The following is a 21,535-nucleotide window of genomic DNA, read 5'->3' as shown; positions in this document are numbered from 1 at the left end:
AGGCCTTTGCTGAGGTATGAACTACAGTGCTTCTCGCGCACCTCGTTGCGCTGACGAAGTACCCGCGTCGACGCTCCAACCACAGTCATAAATGCGTCGACAGGGTGTAGTGCAGCAAGGAGCTGACACAACCTCAACCGAACCTTCACGGATGAACACCGCAATGCACTGCCTAGAACGAACCTTCGATATCCAGCCTTTGGCGCAGGCGGATATGACCGTCCATATCAACGGCCAACCGGTCACCGCCGCCATCGGCGAAACCGTCCTCAGCGTTATCCAGTCCCTGGGCGTACGCCAGATTGCGCGCAACGATCATGACCAGATCAGCGGCGCGTATTGCGGCATGGGCGTGTGCCAGTGCTGTCTGGTGAAAATCAACGGGCGCCATAAACGCCGTGCCTGCCAGACCGTTGTGCGTGACGGTATGCAGATCGAAACCCAGGTTAACCGCGTCGCTGCGCAGGAGGTCGTATGAGCCTGCAACCGGTGATCGTCGGCGGTGGACCGGCGGGGATGGCGGCGGCCATCGAACTGGCGCGCCACGGCGTGCGCTGCACCTTGCTTGAAGAAGCCTCTCGCCTGGGCGGTGTGGTCTATCGCGGCCCGCTGCGTGATGGCGTGCAACTCGATTACCTTGGGCCACGATACTCCGAAGCGCTGGGCAAACTGCACGGCGAATTCCAGGAGCAATCCGGGCTGATCGATGTGCACCTGAATCATCGCGTGGTCGGCGCCGAGGGCACTCGGGCACTGGTGGTGCTGGACGGCGATGAGCAACTGCATGAGTTCCAGTATTCGCACGTGTTGCTGTCCGCCGGTTGCCACGAACGCAGTGTGCCGTTTCCCGGCTGGACGCTTCCAGGCGTGATCCTGCTTGGCGGTCTGCAACTGCAAATCAAGAGTGGTGTGGTCAAGCCGCAAGGGCCGGTGATCATCGCGGGCACCGGGCCGCTGCTGCCGCTGGTGGCGACGCAACTGCATGCGTCGGGCGTCAAAGTCGCGGGCGTGTATGAAGCCTGCGCTTTCGGCAAAATCGCCCGCGAAAGCCTCGCGCTGCTGAACAAGCCGCAGCTGTTTCTCGACGGCTTGAGCATGCTTGCGTACCTGAAACTGCACGGCATCCCGATGAACTACGGCTGGGGCGTGGTTGAAGCTCACGGCGATGGCGAACTGCAAAGCGTCAGCGTCGCACCGTACTCGGACAGCTGGGAGCCGGACCTGTCGCGTGTCGAACGCTTTGAAGCGAAGACCCTGGCGGTCGGTTACGGTTTCATTCCGCGCACGCAACTGAGTCAGCAGATGGGGCTGGATCACGGCTTCAGCGATGACGGCTATCTGCGCGCCAACGCGAACATCTGGCAGCAAAGCAACGAGCCACACGTGCATCTTGCCGGTGACATGGGCGGGATTCGCGGCGGTGAAGCGGCGATGCTCGCGGGCAAGATCGCCGCGACGTCGATCCTGCTGCAACGCGGCGTGCTGGAGGAAGAACTGGCGCGGGTTCGTCGTGATCGTTATCTGGGCAAGCTGAAAGCCATCGTGCGTTTTCGCGCGGCAGTCGATCGCTACACCGAACGCGGCGTCGGCCAGACTGCATTGCCGGCCGCCGACACGGTGATCTGCCGCTGCGAACACGCGACCCGCGCCGATATCGACCGGGCGCTGGAGCAAGGCGTGCAAGACATCGCCAGCCTGAAAATGCGCACCCGCGTGAGCATGGGTGATTGTCAGGGACGGATGTGCGTCGGTTATTGCAGCGACCGCCTGCGCCAGGCTACCGGGCGCAAGGATGTCGGTTGGCTGCGCCCGCGCTTCCCGATTGATCCGATTCCTTTTTCCGCGTTCCAGAATGTCGGCACGGAGGCCGCTTCCCATGAGTAAGTTCTACGACGTGATCATCGCCGGCGGCGGTGTGATCGGGGCGTCCTGCGCCTATCAGTTATCCAAGCGCAAAAACCTCAAGGTCGCGCTGATCGACGCCAAGCGTCCAGGCAACGCGACCCGTGCTTCGGCCGGTGGTTTGTGGGCGATCGGTGAGTCTGTAGGGCTTGGCTGCGGGGTGATTTTCTTCCGCATGATGTCGGCCAACCGCAAGCGCGAAACCCAGGGCGCGGCGGTGGCGGTGGACGCCAGCACGCCGCACATCCTGCCGGAGTCGTTCTTCGATTTCGCCTTGCAGTCCAACGCGCTGTATCCGGCGTTGCACCGCGAGTTGAAAGACAATCACGGCATGGATTTCAAGTTCGAAAAGACCGGCCTGAAATTCGTGATTTATGACGATGAGGATCGGCTCTACGCCGAACACATCGTCGGCTGCATTCCGCATCTGGCCGATCAGGTGCGCTGGCTTGATCAAGCCGCACTGCGCGAAGCGGAACCGAGCGTCAGCCATGAAGCGCGCGGGGCGCTGGAGTTTCTCTGCGATCACCAGGTCAGCCCGTTCCGCCTCGCCGATGCCTACATGGAAGGCGCACGGCAAAATGGCGTCGACATCTTCGTCAACACCAACGTTACGGGCGTGTTGCACCACGGCTCGCGCGTGACGGGCGTGCAGACGGCCGAGGAGGGCGTGTTCCACTGCAAGATGCTGATCAACGCCGGCGGTGCCTGGGCGGCGGATCTGAGCGAGTGGGCGACCGGTATCCGTATCCCGGTGAAACCGGTCAAAGGCCAGATTCTGCTGACCGAGCGCATGCCGAAAATCCTCAACGGTTGCCTGACCACCAGCGATTGCTACGTGGCGCAAAAAGACAACGGCGAGATCCTGATCGGCAGCACCACCGAAGACAAAGGCTTTGACGTCACCACCACCTACCCGGAGATCGCCGGGCTGGTGCAGGGCGCGGTGCGCTGCTTGCCGGAGCTTAAAGACGTCAACCTCAAGCGCACCTGGGCCGGGCTGCGTCCGGGCTCGCCGGATGAGTTGCCGATTCTTGGGCCGATGCGTGGAGTTGAGGGCTATCTGAATGCCTGCGGGCACTTCCGCACCGGCATTCTGACCTCGGCGATTACCGGTGTGCTGCTGGACAAACTGGTCAACGACGAGCCGCTGCCGCTGGATATCACGCCGTTTTTGGCGGATCGGTTTGAAGTGATGCCGGTCAAACAAGCGCTGGAGCTGGAACTGGCCTGACACCGATTCCCTGTGGGAGCGAGCCTGCTCGCGAATGCGATCTGTCAGTGATCGAAGTATTGGCTGACACACCGCTTTCGCGAGCAGGCTCGCTCCCACATGGGGTTTTGTATGTGGCTCAGGCCTTGCGCGATTCTTCTTCCAGTTGATCCGATTCAAACAACCGCGCCAGTTCCGCCCGGGCTTCCTGGGCGGTTTGCAGGACTTTGGCCGCGTCGTCGTACACCGCGTGTTGCGCCTCCAGCACCTGTTCGTCGTGGTGTTTGAAGCGCTTGATCCGCGCATCGGCCTGCGCCTGGGTCAAACCCAGCCCCACCAACGTGCGCCGGCTCATTTCCAGACTCGAATAATAGGTCTCCCGGATCGCCTCTGCGCCGACATCCACCAAGCGGTGAACGTGCTGACGGTTACGCGCCCGGGCGATGATTTTCATGTGCGGGTAAAGCTTGCGGACAACCTCGGCGGTCTTGATATTGGTCTCCGGATCATCCGTGGCAATCACGAAATATTCCGCCTCGCCGACTTTGGCCGCATTGAGGATTTCCGGGCGCATCGGGTCGCCGTAGAACACCGGCACACCGCCGAAGCTGCGCGACAGTTCGATGGTTTCCACCGAGGTGTCCAGCGCCACGAACTTGATGTTCTGCGCACGCAGAATCCGCGCCACGATCTGGCCCATCCGGCCCATGCCGGCGATCACCACCCGTGGCGTTTCGGCGTCGATCTGGCGGAATTTTTCCGGCACTTCAACCGGCTGCACCTTGGGGCTGACCAAGCGGGCGCAAATCAACAACAGCAGCGGCGTCACCGCCATCGACAGGGTGATGGTCAGCACCAGCAGGTCGTACAGACGCGGCTCGAACAGGCCTTGATCGCGACCGATCTTGAACACCACGAAGGCAAATTCACCGCCCGCTGCCAACACGATGCCGAGGCGAATGGCGCTGATCTTGTTCAGTCCGCCTGCCAGCCGTCCCACTACAAACAGCAGCGGCAGCTTCAAGCCAATCAATAGCAGCGTCAGCCCGAGCACGGTGATCGGCGCACTGAGCAGCAGGCTGAGGTTGGCCCCCATGCCGACGCTGATGAAAAACAACCCGAGCAGCAGGCCCTTGAACGGCTCGATCTGCGCTTCCAGTTCATGGCGATATTCCGAATCCGCCAGCAGCAAACCGGCCAGGAACGCACCGAGCGCCATCGACACGCCGACCAGATCCATCAGCCACGCCGTGCCGATCACCACCAGCAACGCGGTGGCGGTCGACACTTCCGGCAGACCGGTTTTCGCCACCACGCGGAACACCGGACGCAACAGATAACGCCCGCCAATCACCACCACGGCAATGCCGCCAAGCACTTGCAAGCTGTGCCGCACATCGTCGGCGGTGCTGGTGTGGTGGTCGACGCCGGCGAGCATCGGCACCAGTGCGATCAAGGGGATGGCGGCGATGTCCTGAAACAGCAGAATCGCGAAGGCAAGACGCCCATGAGGGCTGGTCAGTTCCTTGCGCTCGGCCAGGCTTTGCAGGCCAAACGCGGTGGACGACAGCGCCAGGCCAAGGCCCAGAACAATCGCGCTGTTCAGCGGTTGGCCGAACACCGACAAGGCCAGCACGCCGATCACCGAAGCGGTCAGCAGCACCTGCGCCAGGCCCACGCCAAACACCGATTTGCGCATCACCCACAACCGTCGCGGCGACAGCTCAAGACCAATGATGAACAGCAGCAACACCACGCCCAGTTCGGAAATGTGCGCCACGCTTTGCGGATTGCCAATCAGGCCCAGCACGGACGGGCCGATGATGACCCCGGCAAACAGATAACCGAGCACGGCGCCCAGTTGCAGACGTTTGGCCAAGGGCACGGTGAGCACCGCAGCGAACAGAAACACGACAGCGGCTTGTAACAGGTTGCCTTCATGGGGCATTGACTGACTCCTGACAGCGGTACGGCGGGAGGACAAGGATAAAGGCTGAATCGATTCCATATCCACCGAATATCCCCTGTGGGAGTGGGCTTGCTCGCGAAAGCGGTGTGTCAGTCGGCAGGTGTATTGCAGGTGCCACCGAATTCGCGAGCAAGCCCGCTCCCACAGGTCATGTGTGATCTGTAATAATTTGCATCAATTAGTTACATTTATAACCTCTGTGAATCAATCTTCCGGGTTTCGCCATGGCCATCAACTTCGACCTCAACGACCTGCAAGCCTTTCGCGCCGTGGTCGAGCAGGGCAGTTTTCGCAAGGCCGCCGACACCGTGCGCCTGTCGCAGCCCGCCCTGAGCCGGCGTATCGAAAAGCTCGAAGACGCCCTCGGCGTGAAGCTGTTCGAACGCACCACGCGCAAGGTCAGCCTGACCCAGGCCGGGCGGGGGTTCATGCCGAGTGTCGAGCGCTTGCTGGATGATCTCGACGTGGCGTTGCTCGGCATCAGCGAAGTGGCCTCGACCCGGTTGGGCCATGTCACTGTCGCCTGCGTACCGTCGGCGGCGTATTACTTCATGCCACGCGTGGTTGCCCATTACCACCGGCAATTCCCGCGGATCAAAGTCAAAGTGCTCGACTCCAGCGCCCACGATGTACTCAGCGCCGTGGTCAACGGCGAGGCGGATTTCGGTTTGAGTTTTATGGGCACACAGGATGCCAAAGTCGACTTCGAACCGCTTGTGCAGGAGTGCTACGTCGTGGCGTGCCGGCGCGATCACCCGTTGGCCGGGCGCAGCAGCGTGACGTGGAACGAGTTTTATCAGCAGGATTACATCTCGCTGGACAAAACCTCGGGCAATCGTTTTTTGCTCGATCAGGCATTGAGCAGCGTGGTGCCACAACGCCAAAGCATCTGCGAAACCCGGCATGTGACGACGATGATTGGCCTGGTGGAGGCGGGGTTGGGTGTGGCGGCCGTGCCGTTGATGGCGCTGCCGGGGCCGGATCATCCGATCCTGACGCGGGTGCCGCTGACCGATCCGCAAGTGATGCGCAGTGTCGGCATCATCAAGCGCCGGGGTCGCACGTTGACCCCGGCGGCGTTGGAGCTGGAGCGGCTGGTGGTGGAAATGAAAGTCCAGCCGCCGGACCTCAGCGCTTGACCGAATCCAGTCCGGTGGCCTGCACGTCAGTCTGGGCGGCTGGCGCGGCGAGGTAGGCGAGCAACGCCTTGGCCTCGGCCGGATGCTGCGCGCCGACCGGAATGCCGGCAGCGAAACGCGTCACCGACTGCACCGATTCCGGAATCTTGGCGACGAAACTCACTCCCGGTACCGGCAGCAATTCGCTGACCTGCTGGAAGCCCAGTTGATAATCGCCGGTGGCAACCACCGAACCCACCGGGATTTTCGCGATCATCTTGGCTTTCGGTTTCAGCTGATCTTCGATCCCCAGTTTCTTGAACAACTGCTGCTCGATGTACACGCCGCTGGCGCTGTCGGAGTAGGCTACCGACTGCGCGTCGAGCAGGGTTTTCTTCAGGGCTTCGACGCTGCTGATGTCCGGTTTCGGCGCGCCTTCGCGCACCACCAGGCCGATCCGCGAATCGGCCAGTTCAACGCGCGACGCCGGGTCGACTTTGCCTTGCTTGATCAAGTCATCGAGGGCGTAGCCGACCATGATCACTACGTCAGCGGGTTCACCGCGTGCGAGGCGATTGGGGATCGCCTCCGGTGCCTTACCCATCGATGGGCCGAGTTGAGTGTCCAGCGTGTTGCCAGTCGCGGCGGCAAATTTCGGCCCGAGGATTTTATAAGCGGCAGTGAAACCGCCGGAGGTCATTACCCGTACTTCCTCAGCGTGCGCCAGGGCACTGAACGCGAGGAGGGCGACGGCGGTGAGGTTGAGTAGTTTTTTCATGTTGATGGCTCCTTATGCCGCAACGGGTTGCAGACGGCCGCCCGCGCGGCGATAGAGGTACAGCGTGGCGAGCAACGCGCACAGCGCACCGATACTCATCCAGTAGCCTGGCGCGGCTTTGTCGCCGGTGTACTGGATCAGGAAGGTCGACATCGCCGGGGTGAAACCGCCGAAAATTGCCGTGGCCAGACTGTAGGCCAGGGAGAAACCGGCGACCCGGACTTCCACCGGCATGATTTCGGTGAGCGCCGGAATCATCGCGCCGTTGTACAGGCCGTAGATAAACGACAGCCACAGCAACGACAGCAGCATGTGGCTGAAGCTCGGCGCCTGCACCAGGTACGACAGCGCCGGGTAAGTCGTGGCCAGCGCCAGCAGCGACATGGCGATCAGCACCGGACGACGGCCGATGCGGTCGGACAACATGCCGCCAATCGGCAGCCAGAAGAAGTTCGATACACCGACCAGCAGGGTCACCAGCAACGCATCCGAGGTGCTCAGGTGCAGCACGGTTTTGCCGAAGGTCGGCGCGTACACGGTGATCAGGTAAAACGCGGTGGTGGTCAGGGCGACCATCAACATTCCGCCAAGTACCACGCCCCAGTTCTGGCCTAGCGTGCGGAATACTTCTTTCATGCTCGGGCGATGTTTGCGTGCGGCGAACTCTTCGGTTTCCGCCAGATTCCGCCGCAGGAAAAAGATGAACGGCACGATCATGCAACCGACGAAAAACGGAATGCGCCAGCCCCAATCGGCAATCACGTCCGGCGCCATCCACGCGTTCAGGGCGTAGCCCAAGCCTGCCGCGACAATGATCGCCACTTGCTGGCTGGCGGACTGCCAAGCGGTGAAGAAACCTTTGCGACCCGGTGTGGCGATCTCGGCGAGATACACCGAAACGCCGCCCAGTTCTGCACCGGCCGAGAAGCCTTGCAGCAAGCGCCCGATCAACACCAGCGCCGGGGCGAACAAGCCGATGGACTCGTAACCGGGCACCAGCACAATCAATATCGTACCGCTGGCCATGATCGACAGGGTGACGATCAAACCCTTGCGACGACCGACGTCATCGATGTACGCACCGAGCACGATGGCGCCCAGCGGACGCATCAAAAAGCCTGCGCCGAATACGGCAAAAGTCATCATCAGGGAGGCGAACTCGCTGCTCGCCGGAAAGAACACCGCCGCGATTTGCGTGGCGTAGAAACCGAACAGGAAGAAGTCGAACTGTTCGAGGAAGTTGCCCGAGGTCACCCGGAAAATGGCGCCGGCCCGCGAGCCGCCGTGTGGGATTGAGGCTGTCATAGAAAAGTACTCCACCGCTTTTATGACGTGCGCTAAGGGAGGGCGGCGCACGGTTTTTATTGAGGTGGATGGTGGCGCAGATGTAACAATCTGTTAATTGCATTGTTGGCATGGATTGATGCCAGAAGCGGATCAATCAGCAAGCCCGCTGAACCCTCGTGGGAGCTGGCTTGCCAGCGACGGCGGTAGTTCAGGCAATAAACCTGCTGGAGGTGCCGTCGCCTTCGCGGGCAAGCCCGCTCCCACGGGTTTTGGCAGGGTTCATAGAATCCAGGCGCAGCCACGACCCCTGTGGGAGCGAGCTTGCTCGCGAAAGCGGCGCGTCAGGCGACGCGAATGCTGGATGTGCCGGCCTCATCACGAGCAGGTTCATTCTCACGGGTATCCGTTTCTGGCAGCGGGGTCAACAGCGGCGGCAGCGGGCAATCGAGCAAATCCGCCAATGCGCGAAACAGTTCCGCTTCTGCCACGCTGATCACACCATCGTGCATCACGCATCGGGTCATGGCGTTGAGCAGGGTGGGGCGTTCCTCTGGCATCAGGTGGCGCAGGCGTTTGATGGCCGCTTCCAGCCCCGCCAGATCCTCCAGTTCAACCGGCAGTTCTTCCGGCTGTTCGAAAGGTAAGCCTTCCCAGGCAAAATCCAGCGCCAGCAGCGCCGCCTGCTGATTCTGCTGACCTGCGCGAGCCAATGCGTTCAATAAAACCATGAGCTGTTCGGCGCACTGGAACAGGCCGAATTTGAATTGCACTGGAGATGCGCCTTCGACATTGCGTTCAACGATGCGCAACAGCGTCCACTCCAACAACTCGGTTTCGTTATCGGCTTCGATCAGCAGATTCAGAGTGCGCTTGACCTTGGCAAAAGGCTTTTTATCCAACTGTCGCAGGCTTGGAATGGCCAGATCCAGCAAGGGCAGGCGCAGGCCGGGATTGAGCAATGACAGGGGTTCACGCAGCAGATTCAAAGCGTCGAACACAGCGCCGTCGACCTCCGACTGCAGAGCGTCAAGTTGAACGCCCAGCACAGACACCGAACGTGACAGCAGCAGCCCATAAACAATGGCTTGGGCGCCCTCGAGGCTGCGGGCCGCAACTCTGAGCGGTTGTGGAATGTCTTCCAGCACGCGACGCGCTTCAATCAGGTGTTCTGTTTGTGGAGCGCCGATGGCGGACACCGATAGCTGGGCCGCATTCAAGTCGTAGAGCACCGCCGTGGCCGCGGCGGGGATGCCACCGAAAGCATCGGGTACGGGCATTTTGGCGGTGGATTGCGTATCAATTGACGGTGCCGCAATTTTGATGAAGGTGCCATCCCATTGCGCATCGACCCGGCGGATCCGCTCACTCAGATCCGGATGCGAAGCCATCAAGTCAAAACTTGAAGTGCCTGACCCGAAATACAGGTGACTGAATTCGGCAGCGTGGGCAGCGTTGATTGTCGCCCCTAACTCATAACCGCCAATTTTCTTCAGCGCCCCGGCAATGCTTTGCGGGTTGCGGGTGTATTGCACCGCCGTCGCATCAGCCAGAAACTCTCGCTGCCGACCGATCGCAGCCTTGATCAGATTGCCGAAATACGTCCCCGCGAACCCGACAATGCACAACACAAAACCGATCATCATCGTGACCGCAACAAACTTATTGCGACGTGCGGGCGTTTTACCGACACCTTCCCCGCCGCGCAGGATAACGCTGCCAGCCAGACCGACTACCAGAATCCCGTGGACGATGGCGACCAGGCGTGTGTTCAGACGCATGTCACCGTTGTAGATGTGGCTGAACTCATGGGCGATCACCCCTTGCAGCTCTTCACGCGTAAGCAGATTGATCGCACCCTGGGTCACGCCGATGACGGCATCCTGGGGCGTGAGTCCGGCAGCGAAGGCGTTGATCCCCAGGTCAGGCAGCAGGTACACCGAGGGAACAGCGGTACCGGAGGCGATGGCCATTTCTTCCACCACGTTAAGTAACCGCTGCTCTTCCAGTGTTTGCGCGCTGTGGTTGATCAGGCGCCCGTCGAGGCGCCGCGCAATCGCCTTGCCGCCAGCGGACAGCTCCGCATGTTTCGACAGACTGCCCAGCAGCACGATGCTGACGATCACTGCCGACACGGTTGCGAACAATTCCCAACTGAGTTTCAGATCCATCAGGATCTCACCGTCGTCACCCTTGACTGGAATGGTCATCAGCACGCAAGTCACAACGATCAGACTGAGCACCGCAAGCGCCATCAAAAAGATAAGCAGCAAGGTGCGGCGCCTGGCTTGGCGCTGTTGTTCAAAAAAATTCATGTCGCCATCCGTTGGCCAGGGTTAGAACGAGACTTTTGGCGCTTCCTGAATCGCCGCGCTGTCGGCAAATGTCAGCGGGGATGCGTCGGCGCCATGCCCAAACAGGGGCGCGAACAACGCAGCCGGAAAGCTTTGCTTGAGGGTGTTGTAGGTCATCACCGCATCGTTGTAGGCCTGGCGGGAGAAGCTGACTTTGTTTTCGGTGCTGCTCAGTTCTTCACTCAGTTGCTGCATGTTTTGCGAGGCTTTGAGATCCGGATAGGCTTCAACCGTTACGTTTAACCGGCCCATTGCATTGCTCAGTGCGCTGTCGGCCTGACCCAGTTGTGCCATGTTCTGCGCATTGCCCGGCTGCGCCTGCGCAGCCTGAAGCCCGGCGATTGCGTTGTTGCGCGCAGCAATCACGGCCTCGAGGGTTTCACGTTCATGGGCCATGTAGCCCTTGGCGGTGGCGACCAGATTGGGGATCAGGTCGTAGCGACGTTTGAGTTGTACTTCGAGTTGCGCGAAGGCGTTTTTGATCTGGTTACGTCGGGCGACGAGGCGGTTGAAGACGCTGATGGCGTAGAGGGCGAGGAGCCCGCCAACGACCAGGAGGATGACGAGGGTGCTGTTCACGGTGATCTCCTTGTTCACACGGCGGAATGGGGCGCGGCATGTTAGCGCAAAATGCGTGGCGCTGATTGTGAGACGGTCCCTTGAACACAACAAAACCACTGAGCATTCTCGCGCGCCAAGGCAGATGTTGAATGTGCCGGCCCCATCGCTGGCAAGCCAGCTCCCACAAGTTTTTGCGGCGTGCGTTTATTTCTGACACACCCTCTAACCCCTGTGGGAGCTGGCTTGCCAGCGATGGCGGCATTCGTGGCGCCTACAATCTCCCGGCCCGTTCAGGCGAAAAACAAGGAATGTTTTCAGAACCCGGTAGTCGGAGTTCAGGTAGCACACATCTCAGGAGGTTCACCGATGAACAGCAAAACCCTAATCGCCAGCCTGGCCCTGGTCGCCGGCATTGCCGGGATCAGCCCACTTGTTCAAGCGGCGCAAACCTCAAGCGAACCGGCCGTCCAATCCCCGACCAGCGACCGTGAGTTGAAGGTCAATGATCGTGCTCCCGACGTTTATCAGCGCAGCGACAAGGCGTTGAAAAACTGGAAGCAGAAAGGCTTGAAAGCACCGATCGAACAGGCGCAGTGGGTGCAGATCAACGATCAGTACGTGATGGTGATGATCACCAACGGGACGATTGTCGAGATGCAACCGGTCGAGCGTTAACTTCGCGATTCAAAGCCCTGCGCCTTTACGTGCGCAGGGCTGTGCCCCCCAACCGATACTGATTATTCCCACTGCGTTTAGCCTCATACATCGCCAGATCGGCAATGTGCAGCAGCCGATCCATGGTCGGTGCATGATCGGGGAACACCGCCACCCCAAGGCTGGTGCCGATGTGGCGCTGGTCGTTGCCGATACTGATTGGCGGCGACAGTTCGATGAAAATCTTTTGGCAGATGCTGCGCGCTTCGTCCTGCAGATTGAGGTTCGGTGCCAGGCCTTGCAGGATCACCACGAATTCGTCGCCGCCAATCCGCGCGACGGTGTCGGTGGCGCGCAGGATACGTTTGAGGCGAGTGGCGGTGGTGATCAACACGCGGTCGCCGGCGGCGTGGCCGTAGTGGTCGTTGATGTTTTTGAAACCGTTCAGGTCGACGAACACCAGCGCCATTCGGGTATTGGTTTGTCGCGCCTGATCCAGTGCCTTCGAATGTGTAATGTTAAAAATTTCGGGGGATGGAATACTTCCAGAGCAGGGTGAGGCAATCTGCCATTCTGCTTCTGCTAGAGTGTCCCCTTTTTTCCAGTGAGGTGGCCATGAAGGCAAAGGGTGTGTGGGGATTCGCTATCGCTGGACTGGTCGGCATAGCTGGCTTGATCGGGGCGCCTATTGCAGATTCGCTTGTCAAGGAAGGAAAACTGCCTGATTGGATTTCACCCAAGCTAGTCGAGTTTGTCGCTTGGCTCTCGGCTGATGTACCTGTTCCTGTATGGTTGCTTGTCTTGATTCTTGTGGGCATCGTTGGGGCCGCATGTTTGTTTATCAGATTTCAGTCGGTAGTTACACGAAAGCAAAGTGCTTCTATTTCTGAAATGGGTATCGACTTGGACTCTTTCAAACAGCGTTGTATTGAACTTGGCAACAGGAATGTAGACCTCGTCCGGCAGGTTGATATTCTGACAGAAGAAATCGAGACTAAAAGTGCTGCTCTGGGGCTAAGTGATCGTACAGTATTGGTCTTCCTCGCGAGTCTGGAAAATAAACGCGTACCCGCAACGATGGAAGCTTTGTTAGATACTGGTTTGGATCGGTTAGTGATCAATGCCGGGCTTGATAAATTGATTGAGCGTCAGTTTGTGAAGAAACACTTAGCTTACTCGGCGTGGATTTATCATCTAACTCCAGCGGGTCGTGTTTATTATCTGGAGCATGTGCGTGCTGAGTTGACCGTAAGCTGATAAATCAGCCTGCATGCCACTTCTTCGCGGAAAAAGCAAGTTGCATGCTCGCAAATCTCTCTACTTTAGAACATGCAATAGAACGCCTCACTTACGAGTATTCTGTAGCTGAGTAGGCTAATACATTGCTTTGCCTTGAGCGGGCTTTTCTTTTTCTGTCAGTTCTTGAAGCCCGGTAGACTATTCGCACGGCAATAGTCACCGACAGTGCGTGTCACACCATCTGCTGAATCATCCTCGCCATTCTCTGGGTAGAAAAGTAAGTCGCTTCCTGCTGGATGGGGAACAATCTTGTTGAAGTGATCGACAAGTTCGCCCCGTTCATCCTCGGTCTTTGCGTCTTCAATCGACTGAATCAGAGACGTGAATTCCTGTTCGGTGTAGTCAGCCAGCTGGCTCTTCAATTCCATCACTCTACTCCCCTGTGAATGTCGATATGGCGTCTTGGGGTGACGACATTGATGTTGTCGGTATCGTAAACGGCACCACCATCCTTGATTAGTTCGATGTGGTGTAGCTCGAATGCGATTCGTTTTCCTGCATGTCCAGCCCTCGGTGTGACAGGTGCCATACCATTTAACATGCCTTTAAGATTGCGTTCGTTGAATTGCTGACTTAGCTCTGGATCTTTGGCTACAAGCTCCCAGAAGGTTTGTCGGAAAGCGTCGAAGTCCTTAAATTCCCGCCCCCGCAGTTGGTCTGCAATCTGTGAGGGAACAGGTACGCCAAGTCCTACACTAGCACCCGCAAGCCAGATTCCTACTACGTCCTGCCCTTGGCCTGTAACAGTGCCTGGCTTTCGACGGACGTTCATTACGATGTAAAGCGGCTGCACTCCCGAGTCAGCAGGGAATACCAGAATGAAGTCTTTGTACTCGGGCGGGTGGGTCGGGTTGACGATGATGCTATCCGCTTTTTCGGACGGCGGATAAATCCAGATCTGCGGGGCTTGAGGTGCAGCCTCTAACGGTGGGATTCCTGAAGCGCTGGACGGGTCAACGGCTGGCGTCCATATCAGGGTTACACCATCACCAAAGTCTGCCACCTGTTGAGAACCTTGCTCAACGAATTGCACCACCGGAATCATCTCCCAGTCAGTGCGGCTCTGGGTGTTGTACCCGTACCCCTTTAATGTGCCACCGGCCTGTTGTTCGACGTGAATCCGAAGCCGTGTGCGACCTTGCTTAAGGGATTGAAGTTGTTCGTCTGTGTACAGGCTGCTATCACCCAGACTGGAAGGCCACAGCAGCGCAACAAAGCCAGCTAACGCACCGGCAGCAACACCAGTAGTGATAACCGCGCCAGTTGCTCCAGTAGCACCCACGCCCGTTGCAACACTTCCGCCAGCAACAGCAGCACCACTAGCCACACCGGCAGTACAGAGACCACCACACGACGCGCCAGCAGTTGCGGCGGCCCCGCCTAACAGGAGAGTTCCAAGCGTTGCCGGTATTGCACCGCTCACTTTCTTTAGGGGAATGTTCCCCTGTGCGTCCGTCTCACGGCCACCGAGGATGGCAAGCTCGCCGTAGCTGCTCACTTTCTCGACAGGGATAAACCCGGCTGGCTTCTTATGGTCAATCACGCCGTCTGGAAGATCGCAGCTCTTGGCGAACACGCATCCCAAGCTCTTTGGCTTGGCATCATCTTTGGAGGGGAGGTCTTTGTACTCAGCCCAATGCTGAGCGTGAATATCAACAGGTTCAACACCACTGTTGCGGTAGCCCTTCGGTGGATTGGGTACATAACCAGACATGCAGCTTCCTTTCGTCCGTGTGGAATCCAGCCTTTGGCTGGGGCAGAACGACGTTACCGGTTAGCTCAGTCACTGGCTGTAGGACAAATACCAAAAGCCTTGCTGGTTATCCGTGTTCCGTGTTGTTTGCTGGTGGCGAAGGATAGCCGGTTAGGGCGGGGCTTTGAATGGTGGCTATTGGCTTGGTTGAAGAAGGTTTGGCGGGCGATTAGCAACCGGAATCATGGCATACGGCTACTCTGGTAACATCCGGCGTATCAGGCGACTAGGGTGAAGATATGCAGCAAAGCGGCACGAAGCAGAAACCGAAATTCCAGCTATTGAAAACACTCGGGGCATGGGCGCTAGTTCCCGGCCTAGGAGTTCCAGCTACCAAGCTCGTTGAAAGCTACTACGATGTGTCTTTTTTCAGTCCTGCAATTTCAGGGCTGTGGAACGGGATAAAGAACGTTGGCAGTTGGTTTGTGAGGGACGTTTCTCTCCCTTTCTGGGTGGTGATGCTCATGGTCGTATTGATTGTGTTGCTGATGGTGCCTGTTGCGGCGCTGGTGTATGCCCGGTATGAGAAGGTTGAGCCTGCGGCTGCGGATGGCGCGCCCTTAACGGATGACCAAAACCTTGTATTCCTCGTCGTGGGGAATGCGATCCAACAGGGTCTTCAGTTTGGATTCGAGGAAGTGCTAGATCACTCTGGGCTCTCCAGAATCGCAACGCAGAATGCTTTAGACCATCTTGCAAGCGTGAACCTGATTCGCCCCGTCCGGAGCCGTTATGGGGGTAACTATGCTGATCTCACTCCGCTAGGCCGTGGATATTTTCTTGAGCTGGAGGCTCTTGGCAAGCCCTAACTAGTTTGGGTCATATAGAAAAAGGTTGCGATCAAGGCTTGATGGGCATGCAGGTTGGCGGCAAGCGTAAGTTGCGGGTGCCGGCACATCTTGGCTATGGCGAGCGAAGCATGGGCAAGATCCCGCCGAATTCGAATCTGGTCTTTGAGATCGAGTTGCTGGAGGTTTTGACGCGGGAGGATTGAGGCGAAATGTGTGTTTATTGAATGCTTTCAGGGCTCAGGGCAATGGATGTCGAACACATGATTTATCGCGCCGCCGAATGGTTGACCACCCGCCAGTCAACCGGTCGCCGGACGATTTCCGGTTTCCGGTTCGTTGTTGAAGTCCTCCAGCGAATTGTTGCATTCGCTGGAGAACGTCGAGATTTATCTCAGGGCTCACACGCCGTTTATCCTGGCAGATGTTGCCCATCTGCCACAGCGTCACAGCCTGACGCACTGCTAATACTGAACGACGGAATTCGCCCATTCAGGGAAGGGCGGTAGCGCCAGGTGAGCTGTGTCAGGTCGATGTCATTGGCAAGGATTTGGTTGACGGTGGCCGCGGCAATACTCATCGCCAGGCTCTGTCCGGGACATTGATGCCGCCCGCTGCCAAAACTGAAGCTGCGGCGATTCGGTCGTTCCAGCAGAAACCGGTCAGGTTGTTCATTCAATAAGGGATCGCGGTTGGCCGAGGCCAGCAGCACCAGTATCACATCGCCGGCCTCAACGCGGACACCGTCGATTTCGCAGGATTGCGCCGCAAAACGCCGGGTGTTCTGCACTGAAGGGTCGAAGCGCTGAACTTCAGCCAGCAGCGCGTCCATCGATGCATCGCGCAATGACGGCTGGCGTTGCAGTGCGATCAATGCATGACCAATCAGGCCGGCAGTGGCTTCATGGGTCTGCGAGCAGAGGCCGATCAGGTTGGCGATGAGGGTTTCCTCGTCGCCTGTAAACCGCTTCCGGATACCCCTCAGCAAAGCGCTTTCAGGCTCAGCGAGCAACTCAATGAAACAACCGCGCAACTGTTCCGCCGCCGCGTGGGCCGCCGCCAGTTGCAGGTCGTTGCTCAAGGGCGACAGGCACGCTACGAATTCTGCGGTCAACTCGCTGATCGCTCGGCCTTGCGCCGGAGTGAAGCCGAGCAACGCGGCGACCACGCACACCGGGCCGCGAAACATTGCCTTATATAAGCCGTGGGCATCTGCGCTGATCAGGCGCGCGGCCACCAGCGCGTTAACGGCGTCGACATCGATCCGTTCCAACTCGGGCTCGACCGCTGAGCGCGGGCAGCGCTGACGCTCACCGTCATTCATCCGCATCAACAGCCCGAACACCTTGCCCGCCGTACCCTCGGCAATTGCGTTGGGCACCGGTTCCTGTACCGGACGCACTCGGCAATCGGCATGTGCCAACACCGCACACACCGCGCGGGCGCTGCTGGCGATCCACAATTTCAATCCGTGATGGAAGGTCAGCCCACCTTCGGCGCGCAATGTGGCGTAGTAGGGGTAGGGGTAGGGGTAGGGGTAGGGGTCGGCATGGGTCGCAGCGATGATGGGGTCCATGGTTCACAGCCTTGTCGGTGGGAAAGTCATGCGAGTATCTTCAGTCCAAGGCGGCGATGATTCGTCGGGGAGCGAAATATGCACGCAGAAGATCAAGACATTGGCGTCTCGCAGGTGGCCGCCGCCATCGCGGAGCCAGCACGGACCAAAATGCTCTGCTCACTGATGGACGGCCACGCCCGCACCAGCACTGAACTGGCAGCCATTGCTGAAGTCAGCGCCTCCACTGCGAGCGCGCATCTGGCCAGGCTCAAGGATCTGGCGCTGGTGCGTGTGCATGTGCAGGGGCGCCATCGTTATCACAGCCTCGCCGACCAACGCGTGGCCCAGGCGCTGGAAGCCTTGATGGTGATCAGCCAAAGCGCCGCGCCCACCTTCAAACCGCACACGCCGGATCGCCTGCAATTCGCCCGCACCTGTTACGACCATATGGCCGGGACGCTGGCGGTGTTGCTGCACGATCGCCTGATCGAGGCGGGATGGCTGGTGCAGATTGACGAGCAGGCATATCGCTTGAGCGACAGTGGTGAGGCTTTGTTTGAGGGGTTGGGGGTTGAGGTCGCGAGTTTGTCGACGCAGCGTCGGCGGTTCGCCTGCCCGTGCCTGGACTGGAGCATGCGCCGGCCGCATCTGGGTGGGTCGCTGGGGGCCGCGCTGTTGCAGACGGCGTTGAAGAGCAAGTGGGTAACGCAGGATCTGGACAGTCGGGCGTTGGGGTTGACGGCTTTGGGGCATAAGGAGATTGCAGGGCGATTGGGTGTTGAGTTGCCGATGGAGGCAAAGATCAAAAGATCGCAGCCTTCGGCACCTACAGGAGGTGTGTACACCCGATAAATTCCGACCCTGCCGAATCCATGCAGGAGCTGCTGAAGGCTGCGATCGCTTGATCTTGAGCGTCTGGCCGACGAGGGGCGCATTTGCCACCTTGTGTCGCTGCGGTCGGCCCTATACTGTATGTACAAACAGTATAGGGTTCGCGCCATGCAAATCATCGACAAGCTCAGCATCCTCGCCGACGCCGCCAAATACGACGCGTCCTGCGCCAGCAGCGGGGCGCCCAAGCGCAGCTCCGAGGGCAAGAGCGGTCTGGGCTCGACTGACGGCATGGGCATTTGCCACAGCTATACGCCGGACGGGCGTTGTGTCTCGTTGTTGAAGGTTTTGCTGACCAATTTCTGTCTCTACGATTGCCAATACTGCGTCAACCGCCGTTCCAGCGACGTGCCGCGGGCACGGTTCACGCCTGAAGAAGTGGTCAGCCTGACCCTGGACTTCTACCGCCGAAACTGTGTCAGCGGGCTGTTTCTCAGCTCGGGGATCATCCGTTCGGCGGACTACACCATGGAGCAACTGGTACGCGTGGCGAAGTTGCTGCGCGAAGAGCATGAGTTTCGTGGCTATATCCACCTCAAAACCATTCCCGAAGCCGATCCGGCCCTGATCGAAGAAGCGGGGCGATACGCCGATCGCTTGAGCGTGAACATCGAATTGCCCACCGATGCCAGCCTGCAAACCCTGGCGCCGGAGAAGCAGATCGGCTCGATCAAGCAGGCCATGAACACCATCTATACCGGTGTGCAAACGGTACTCAACGAACCTCGTTCGGCGAAGTTCGCCCCGGCCGGGCAGAGTACTCAGATGATTGTCGGCGCCGATGATACCGACGACAGCACGATTCTCCACAGCGCCCAGAGCCTGTACGGCAATTTCCGCCTGCGCCGGGTCTATTACTCGGCGTTCAGCCCGATCCCCGACAGCCCGAAAAGCGTACCGCTGGCCGCGCCGCCGCTGATGCGCGAACACCGCTTGTATCAGGCCGATTTCCTGTTGCGCAGTTACGGCTACAGCGCCGGTGAGCTGCTCAAGGGGCCGGGCAATCTGGCGCTGGATATCGACCCGAAACTGGCGTGGGCGCTGCAGAATCGCGAGGTCTTCCCGCTGGATCTGAACCGCGCCGAGCCCGCACTGATCGCCCGCATCCCCGGCATTGGCCTGCGCACCACCGAACGTCTGGTGGAACTGCGTCGGCAGCGGCGGATCCGCTACGAAGATGTCGCGCGCATGCGCTGCGTGCTGGCCAAGGCCAAGCCGTTCATTATCACCAGCGACTACCATCCGCAGCAGGCCGAGGTCACCAGCCACATGCTCTATCAGCAATTGCGCGACCGGCCGCAGCCGCAGCAAATGGGGTTGTGGGGATGATCAATCTGGATTGCGACGACCTGTTCGACACCTGGCGCCAGCAGGCGCGCTGGTTGCTGAGTCATGAGATCGATCCCAGTCTGGTGAGTTGGGCCGCGGAGGGCGTCGGCGACCTGTTTGCCAGCGATGTTTCGGTGCCCGAGGGCCAGGGACCGTTTCAGGCCCGCATCCCTCGCGCGCTGCTCGACACACTGGAGCAAGCCTCGCGTTATCGCGGCGATCAGCGCTGGAGTCTGCTGTACGAGGTGTTGTGGCGGGTCAGTCACGGCGACCGTACGGCGATGATGGCCGGGGACAAACTGGGCAGCGAGTTGCAACGTCGGATCAAGCAAGTGCACCGCGAAGCCCACCATTTGCATGCGTTCGTGCGTTTCATCGAACGGCCGAAAGATTTGCCGGGTCCACAATACGTGGCGTGGCACGAACCGGCTCACGACATTCTGCACAGCGCCAGTGAGCATTTCATCGGGCGGATGGGACAGCATCGCTGGCTGATCGCCACACCGCGTGACGGCGTCTATTACGACGGCGAACAACTGGTACACCAGCGCCAATGCCCGGTGGAGTGGCAGCAACTGGCGCAGAACGTCGACGATCCCCATGGTGATCTGTGGCTGACCTATTACAGCCATATCTTTAATCCGGCGCGATTGAACGAGAAGGTCATGCAGGGGCATTTGCCGGTACGGTTCTGGAAGAATTTGCCGGAGGGAGAATTGATCCCCGGGCTGATTACCCAGGCGCGGATGGGCAAGCAGCAGAATGGGCAGGCGAGCGGGATTGCCGGGCGCACCGGTAAACGCATCGCGTTGAAATGAAAGATCAAAAGATCGCTTTAAATAAAAACCCCCACCGGTTTCCCGGTGGGGGCTTTTGTGCATCAGCAGCCGTCAGATCAAACCTTGACGATCCAGCCCGCTGGCGCTTCGATGTCGCCGGTCTGCACACCGGTCAGCTCTTTGTAGAGTTTCTGGGTGACCGGGCCGACTTCGGTTTCGCTGTGGAACACGTGCAGGTGGTCGTTGTAGCTGATGCCGCCGATCGGGGTGATCACCGCAGCGGTACCGCAAGCACCGGCTTCCTTGAAGTCCGACAGCTTGTCGATCAGCACGTCGCCTTCAACCACTTCCAGGCCCAGACGCGATTTCGCCAGTTCGATCAGCGACAGACGGGTGATGCCCGGCAATACCGATGGCGAGTTCGGTGTGATGAACTTGTTGTCGTGGGTGATCCCGAAGAAGTTGGCCGAACCGACTTCCTCGATCTTGGTGTGGGTCATCGGGTCCAGGTAGATCGCGTCGGCGAAGTTGGCTTTCTTCGCTTTCGAGCCCGGCATCAGGCTGGCGGCGTAGTTGCCGCCGACCTTGGCTGCGCCGGTGCCTTGTGGGGCGGCGCGGTCGTAGCTGGAGATCTGGAAGTTGTGCGGGGTCAGGCCGCCCTTGAAGTAGGCGCCAACCGGAATGCAGAAAATCGAGAAGATGAACTCGGGTGCGGTGCGCACGCCGATGTTGTCACCCACGCCGATCACGAACGGGCGCAGGTACAGCGCGCCGCCAGTGCCATACGGCGGGATGAAGCGCTCGTTGGCACGAACCACTGCCTTACAGGCTTCGATGAACTGCTCGGTGTCGACGGTCGGCATCAGCAGACGCGCGCAGCTGCGTTGCATGCGCAGGGCATTCTGGTCCGGACGGAACAGGTTGATCGAGCCGTCCTTGCAACGATAGGCCTTCATGCCTTCGAAGCACTGCTGGCCATAGTGAAGGGCAGTCGAGCCTTCGCTGATGTGCAGCACGTTGTCTTCGGTCAGGGTGCCTTTGTCCCACTCGCCATCGCGAAAGTACGACAGATAGCGTTTGTCGGTCTTGATGTAGTCAAAACCCAGCTTGTCCCAATTGATGCTTTCGTTACCCATGACACCCTCTATCACTGAACAACCGTCGAAACGGTTCAAGGCTTCTGACGTTTTTTGGATGGGCACAACAATACTTCATTCTTGAGCGGTTTCGCAGCCCGGACTATCGGATGACACACAGATAAATCGTGTTGCTCTCAAGAATTCGCGAGCAAGCCCGCTCCCACAG

General features: G+C 59.2%; 19 protein-coding genes and 2 pseudogenes. 11 read left to right on the top strand and 10 right to left on the bottom strand.

What is annotated here, in order from left to right:
• The first annotated feature begins 163 nt into the window (after positions 1 to 163).
• The 3 genes from CKW18_RS18980 to hcnC are packed head-to-tail and all read left to right on the top strand — an operon-like array spanning position 164 to position 3,136.
• Positions 164 to 478: a (2Fe-2S)-binding protein gene (locus CKW18_RS18980; protein ID WP_095190222.1), complete on the top strand. Its 315-nt coding sequence runs from the start codon at positions 164 to 166 to the stop codon at positions 476 to 478.
• Positions 475 to 1,884, top strand: coding sequence for a cyanide-forming glycine dehydrogenase subunit HcnB (gene hcnB / locus CKW18_RS18975; protein ID WP_095190208.1), 1,410 nt, complete (start codon positions 475 to 477; stop codon positions 1,882 to 1,884). Before CKW18_RS18980 ends, hcnB begins: the two co-directional genes overlap by 4 nt.
• Positions 1,877 to 3,136: a cyanide-forming glycine dehydrogenase subunit HcnC gene (gene hcnC / locus CKW18_RS18970; protein ID WP_095190207.1), complete on the top strand. Its 1,260-nt coding sequence runs from the start codon at positions 1,877 to 1,879 to the stop codon at positions 3,134 to 3,136. Before hcnB ends, hcnC begins: the two co-directional genes overlap by 8 nt.
• Positions 3,137 to 3,254: 118 nt before the next feature.
• On the opposite strand, the gene CKW18_RS18965 is transcribed toward hcnC, so the two are convergent.
• Entirely contained in the window at positions 3,255 to 5,063 is a 1,809-nt protein-coding gene (locus CKW18_RS18965) for a monovalent cation:proton antiporter-2 (CPA2) family protein (protein ID WP_095190206.1), read from the bottom strand.
• 245 nt (positions 5,064 to 5,308) lie between these two features.
• On the opposite strand from CKW18_RS18965, the gene CKW18_RS18960 reads away from it, so the two are divergent.
• Positions 5,309 to 6,223 (top strand): LysR family transcriptional regulator, encoded by a 915-nt coding sequence (locus tag CKW18_RS18960; protein WP_095190205.1) that lies wholly within the window; start codon positions 5,309 to 5,311, stop codon positions 6,221 to 6,223.
• Here CKW18_RS18960 and CKW18_RS18955 read toward each other — a convergent pair.
• The 4 genes from CKW18_RS18955 to CKW18_RS18940 form a co-directional block, all read right to left on the bottom strand.
• Positions 6,213 to 6,980 carry a substrate-binding domain-containing protein gene (locus CKW18_RS18955; protein WP_095190204.1) on the bottom strand — a complete coding sequence of 256 codons (768 nt, stop codon included), beginning with the start codon at positions 6,978 to 6,980 and terminating at the stop codon, positions 6,213 to 6,215. The two genes, CKW18_RS18960 and CKW18_RS18955, sit on opposite strands and share 11 nt — an antisense overlap.
• Before the next feature lie 12 nt (positions 6,981 to 6,992).
• Positions 6,993 to 8,285, bottom strand: coding sequence for an MFS transporter (locus CKW18_RS18950; protein WP_095190203.1), 1,293 nt, complete (start codon positions 8,283 to 8,285; stop codon positions 6,993 to 6,995).
• Between the two features lie 323 nt (positions 8,286 to 8,608).
• Positions 8,609 to 10,579: a M48 family metallopeptidase gene (locus tag CKW18_RS18945; protein ID WP_095190202.1), complete on the bottom strand. Its 1,971-nt coding sequence runs from the start codon at positions 10,577 to 10,579 to the stop codon at positions 8,609 to 8,611.
• Between the two features lie 21 nt (positions 10,580 to 10,600).
• Positions 10,601 to 11,197, bottom strand: coding sequence for a LemA family protein (locus CKW18_RS18940; protein WP_170947284.1), 597 nt, complete (start codon positions 11,195 to 11,197; stop codon positions 10,601 to 10,603).
• 348 nt (positions 11,198 to 11,545) lie between these two features.
• On the opposite strand from CKW18_RS18940, the gene CKW18_RS18935 reads away from it, so the two are divergent.
• Complete coding sequence (locus CKW18_RS18935) at positions 11,546 to 11,854, top strand: RcnB family protein (protein WP_095190201.1); 309 nt, start codon at positions 11,546 to 11,548, stop codon at positions 11,852 to 11,854.
• A gap of 25 nt (positions 11,855 to 11,879) precedes the next feature.
• Here the strand turns inward: CKW18_RS18935 and CKW18_RS18930 are convergent.
• Positions 11,880 to 12,341 (bottom strand): annotated as a pseudogene (locus CKW18_RS18930) (diguanylate cyclase domain-containing protein); the annotation flags it as partial.
• A 107-nt stretch (positions 12,342 to 12,448) separates the two neighbouring features.
• Between CKW18_RS18930 and CKW18_RS18925 the strand changes: the two are divergent.
• A complete protein-coding gene (locus CKW18_RS18925) occupies positions 12,449 to 13,090 on the top strand; it encodes a hypothetical protein (protein WP_095190200.1) in 642 nt (213 codons plus the stop codon).
• 158 nt (positions 13,091 to 13,248) lie between these two features.
• On the opposite strand, the gene CKW18_RS18920 is transcribed toward CKW18_RS18925, so the two are convergent.
• A complete protein-coding gene (locus tag CKW18_RS18920) occupies positions 13,249 to 13,500 on the bottom strand; it encodes a bacteriocin immunity protein (protein ID WP_095190199.1) in 252 nt (83 codons plus the stop codon).
• Complete coding sequence (locus CKW18_RS18915) at positions 13,500 to 14,846, bottom strand: S-type pyocin domain-containing protein (RefSeq protein ID WP_095190198.1); 1,347 nt, start codon at positions 14,844 to 14,846, stop codon at positions 13,500 to 13,502. The genes CKW18_RS18920 and CKW18_RS18915 overlap by 1 nt, the downstream gene beginning before the upstream one ends.
• A gap of 278 nt (positions 14,847 to 15,124) precedes the next feature.
• Between CKW18_RS18915 and CKW18_RS18910 the strand changes: the two genes are divergently transcribed.
• Both CKW18_RS18910 and CKW18_RS18905 read left to right on the top strand, forming a co-directional pair.
• Entirely contained in the window at positions 15,125 to 15,694 is a 570-nt protein-coding gene (locus CKW18_RS18910) for a hypothetical protein (protein ID WP_095190197.1), read from the top strand.
• Positions 15,695 to 15,708: 14 nt separating this feature from the next.
• Positions 15,709 to 15,879, top strand: a pseudogene (locus CKW18_RS18905) (FKBP-type peptidyl-prolyl cis-trans isomerase); the annotation flags it as partial.
• A gap of 206 nt (positions 15,880 to 16,085) precedes the next feature.
• Here CKW18_RS18905 and CKW18_RS18900 read toward each other — a convergent pair.
• Complete coding sequence (locus CKW18_RS18900; protein WP_095190196.1) at positions 16,086 to 17,249, bottom strand: cytochrome P450; 1,164 nt, start codon at positions 17,247 to 17,249, stop codon at positions 16,086 to 16,088.
• Positions 17,250 to 17,327: 78 nt separating this feature from the next.
• On the opposite strand from CKW18_RS18900, the gene CKW18_RS18895 reads away from it, so the two are divergent.
• The 3 genes from CKW18_RS18895 to CKW18_RS18885 all read left to right on the top strand — a co-directional run bounded on the left by CKW18_RS18895 (position 17,328) and on the right by CKW18_RS18885 (position 20,269).
• A complete protein-coding gene (locus CKW18_RS18895; protein WP_095190195.1) occupies positions 17,328 to 18,083 on the top strand; it encodes a helix-turn-helix transcriptional regulator in 756 nt (251 codons plus the stop codon).
• Between the two features lie 147 nt (positions 18,084 to 18,230).
• A complete protein-coding gene (locus CKW18_RS18890) occupies positions 18,231 to 19,451 on the top strand; it encodes a putative DNA modification/repair radical SAM protein (protein ID WP_095190194.1) in 1,221 nt (406 codons plus the stop codon).
• The gene (locus tag CKW18_RS18885) at positions 19,448 to 20,269 is read left to right on the top strand and encodes a TIGR03915 family putative DNA repair protein (protein ID WP_095190193.1); all 822 of its coding nucleotides are present in this window, start codon (positions 19,448 to 19,450) and stop codon (positions 20,267 to 20,269) included. Before CKW18_RS18890 ends, CKW18_RS18885 begins: the two co-directional genes overlap by 4 nt.
• Positions 20,270 to 20,346: 77 nt before the next feature.
• On the opposite strand, the gene CKW18_RS18880 is transcribed toward CKW18_RS18885, so the two are convergent.
• Positions 20,347 to 21,366, bottom strand: coding sequence for a branched-chain amino acid aminotransferase (locus tag CKW18_RS18880; protein WP_008086978.1), 1,020 nt, complete (start codon positions 21,364 to 21,366; stop codon positions 20,347 to 20,349).
• Between the last annotated feature and the right edge of the window lie 169 nt (positions 21,367 to 21,535).

Origin of the sequence: Pseudomonas sp. Irchel 3E19, from assembly GCF_900187585.1 — a bacterium.
Taxonomy (GTDB): Bacteria; Pseudomonadota; Gammaproteobacteria; order Pseudomonadales; family Pseudomonadaceae; genus Aquipseudomonas; species Aquipseudomonas baetica.
The sequence above is the reverse complement of the archived record's forward strand: the minus strand, read 5'-3'. Positions and strand labels throughout refer to the sequence as shown.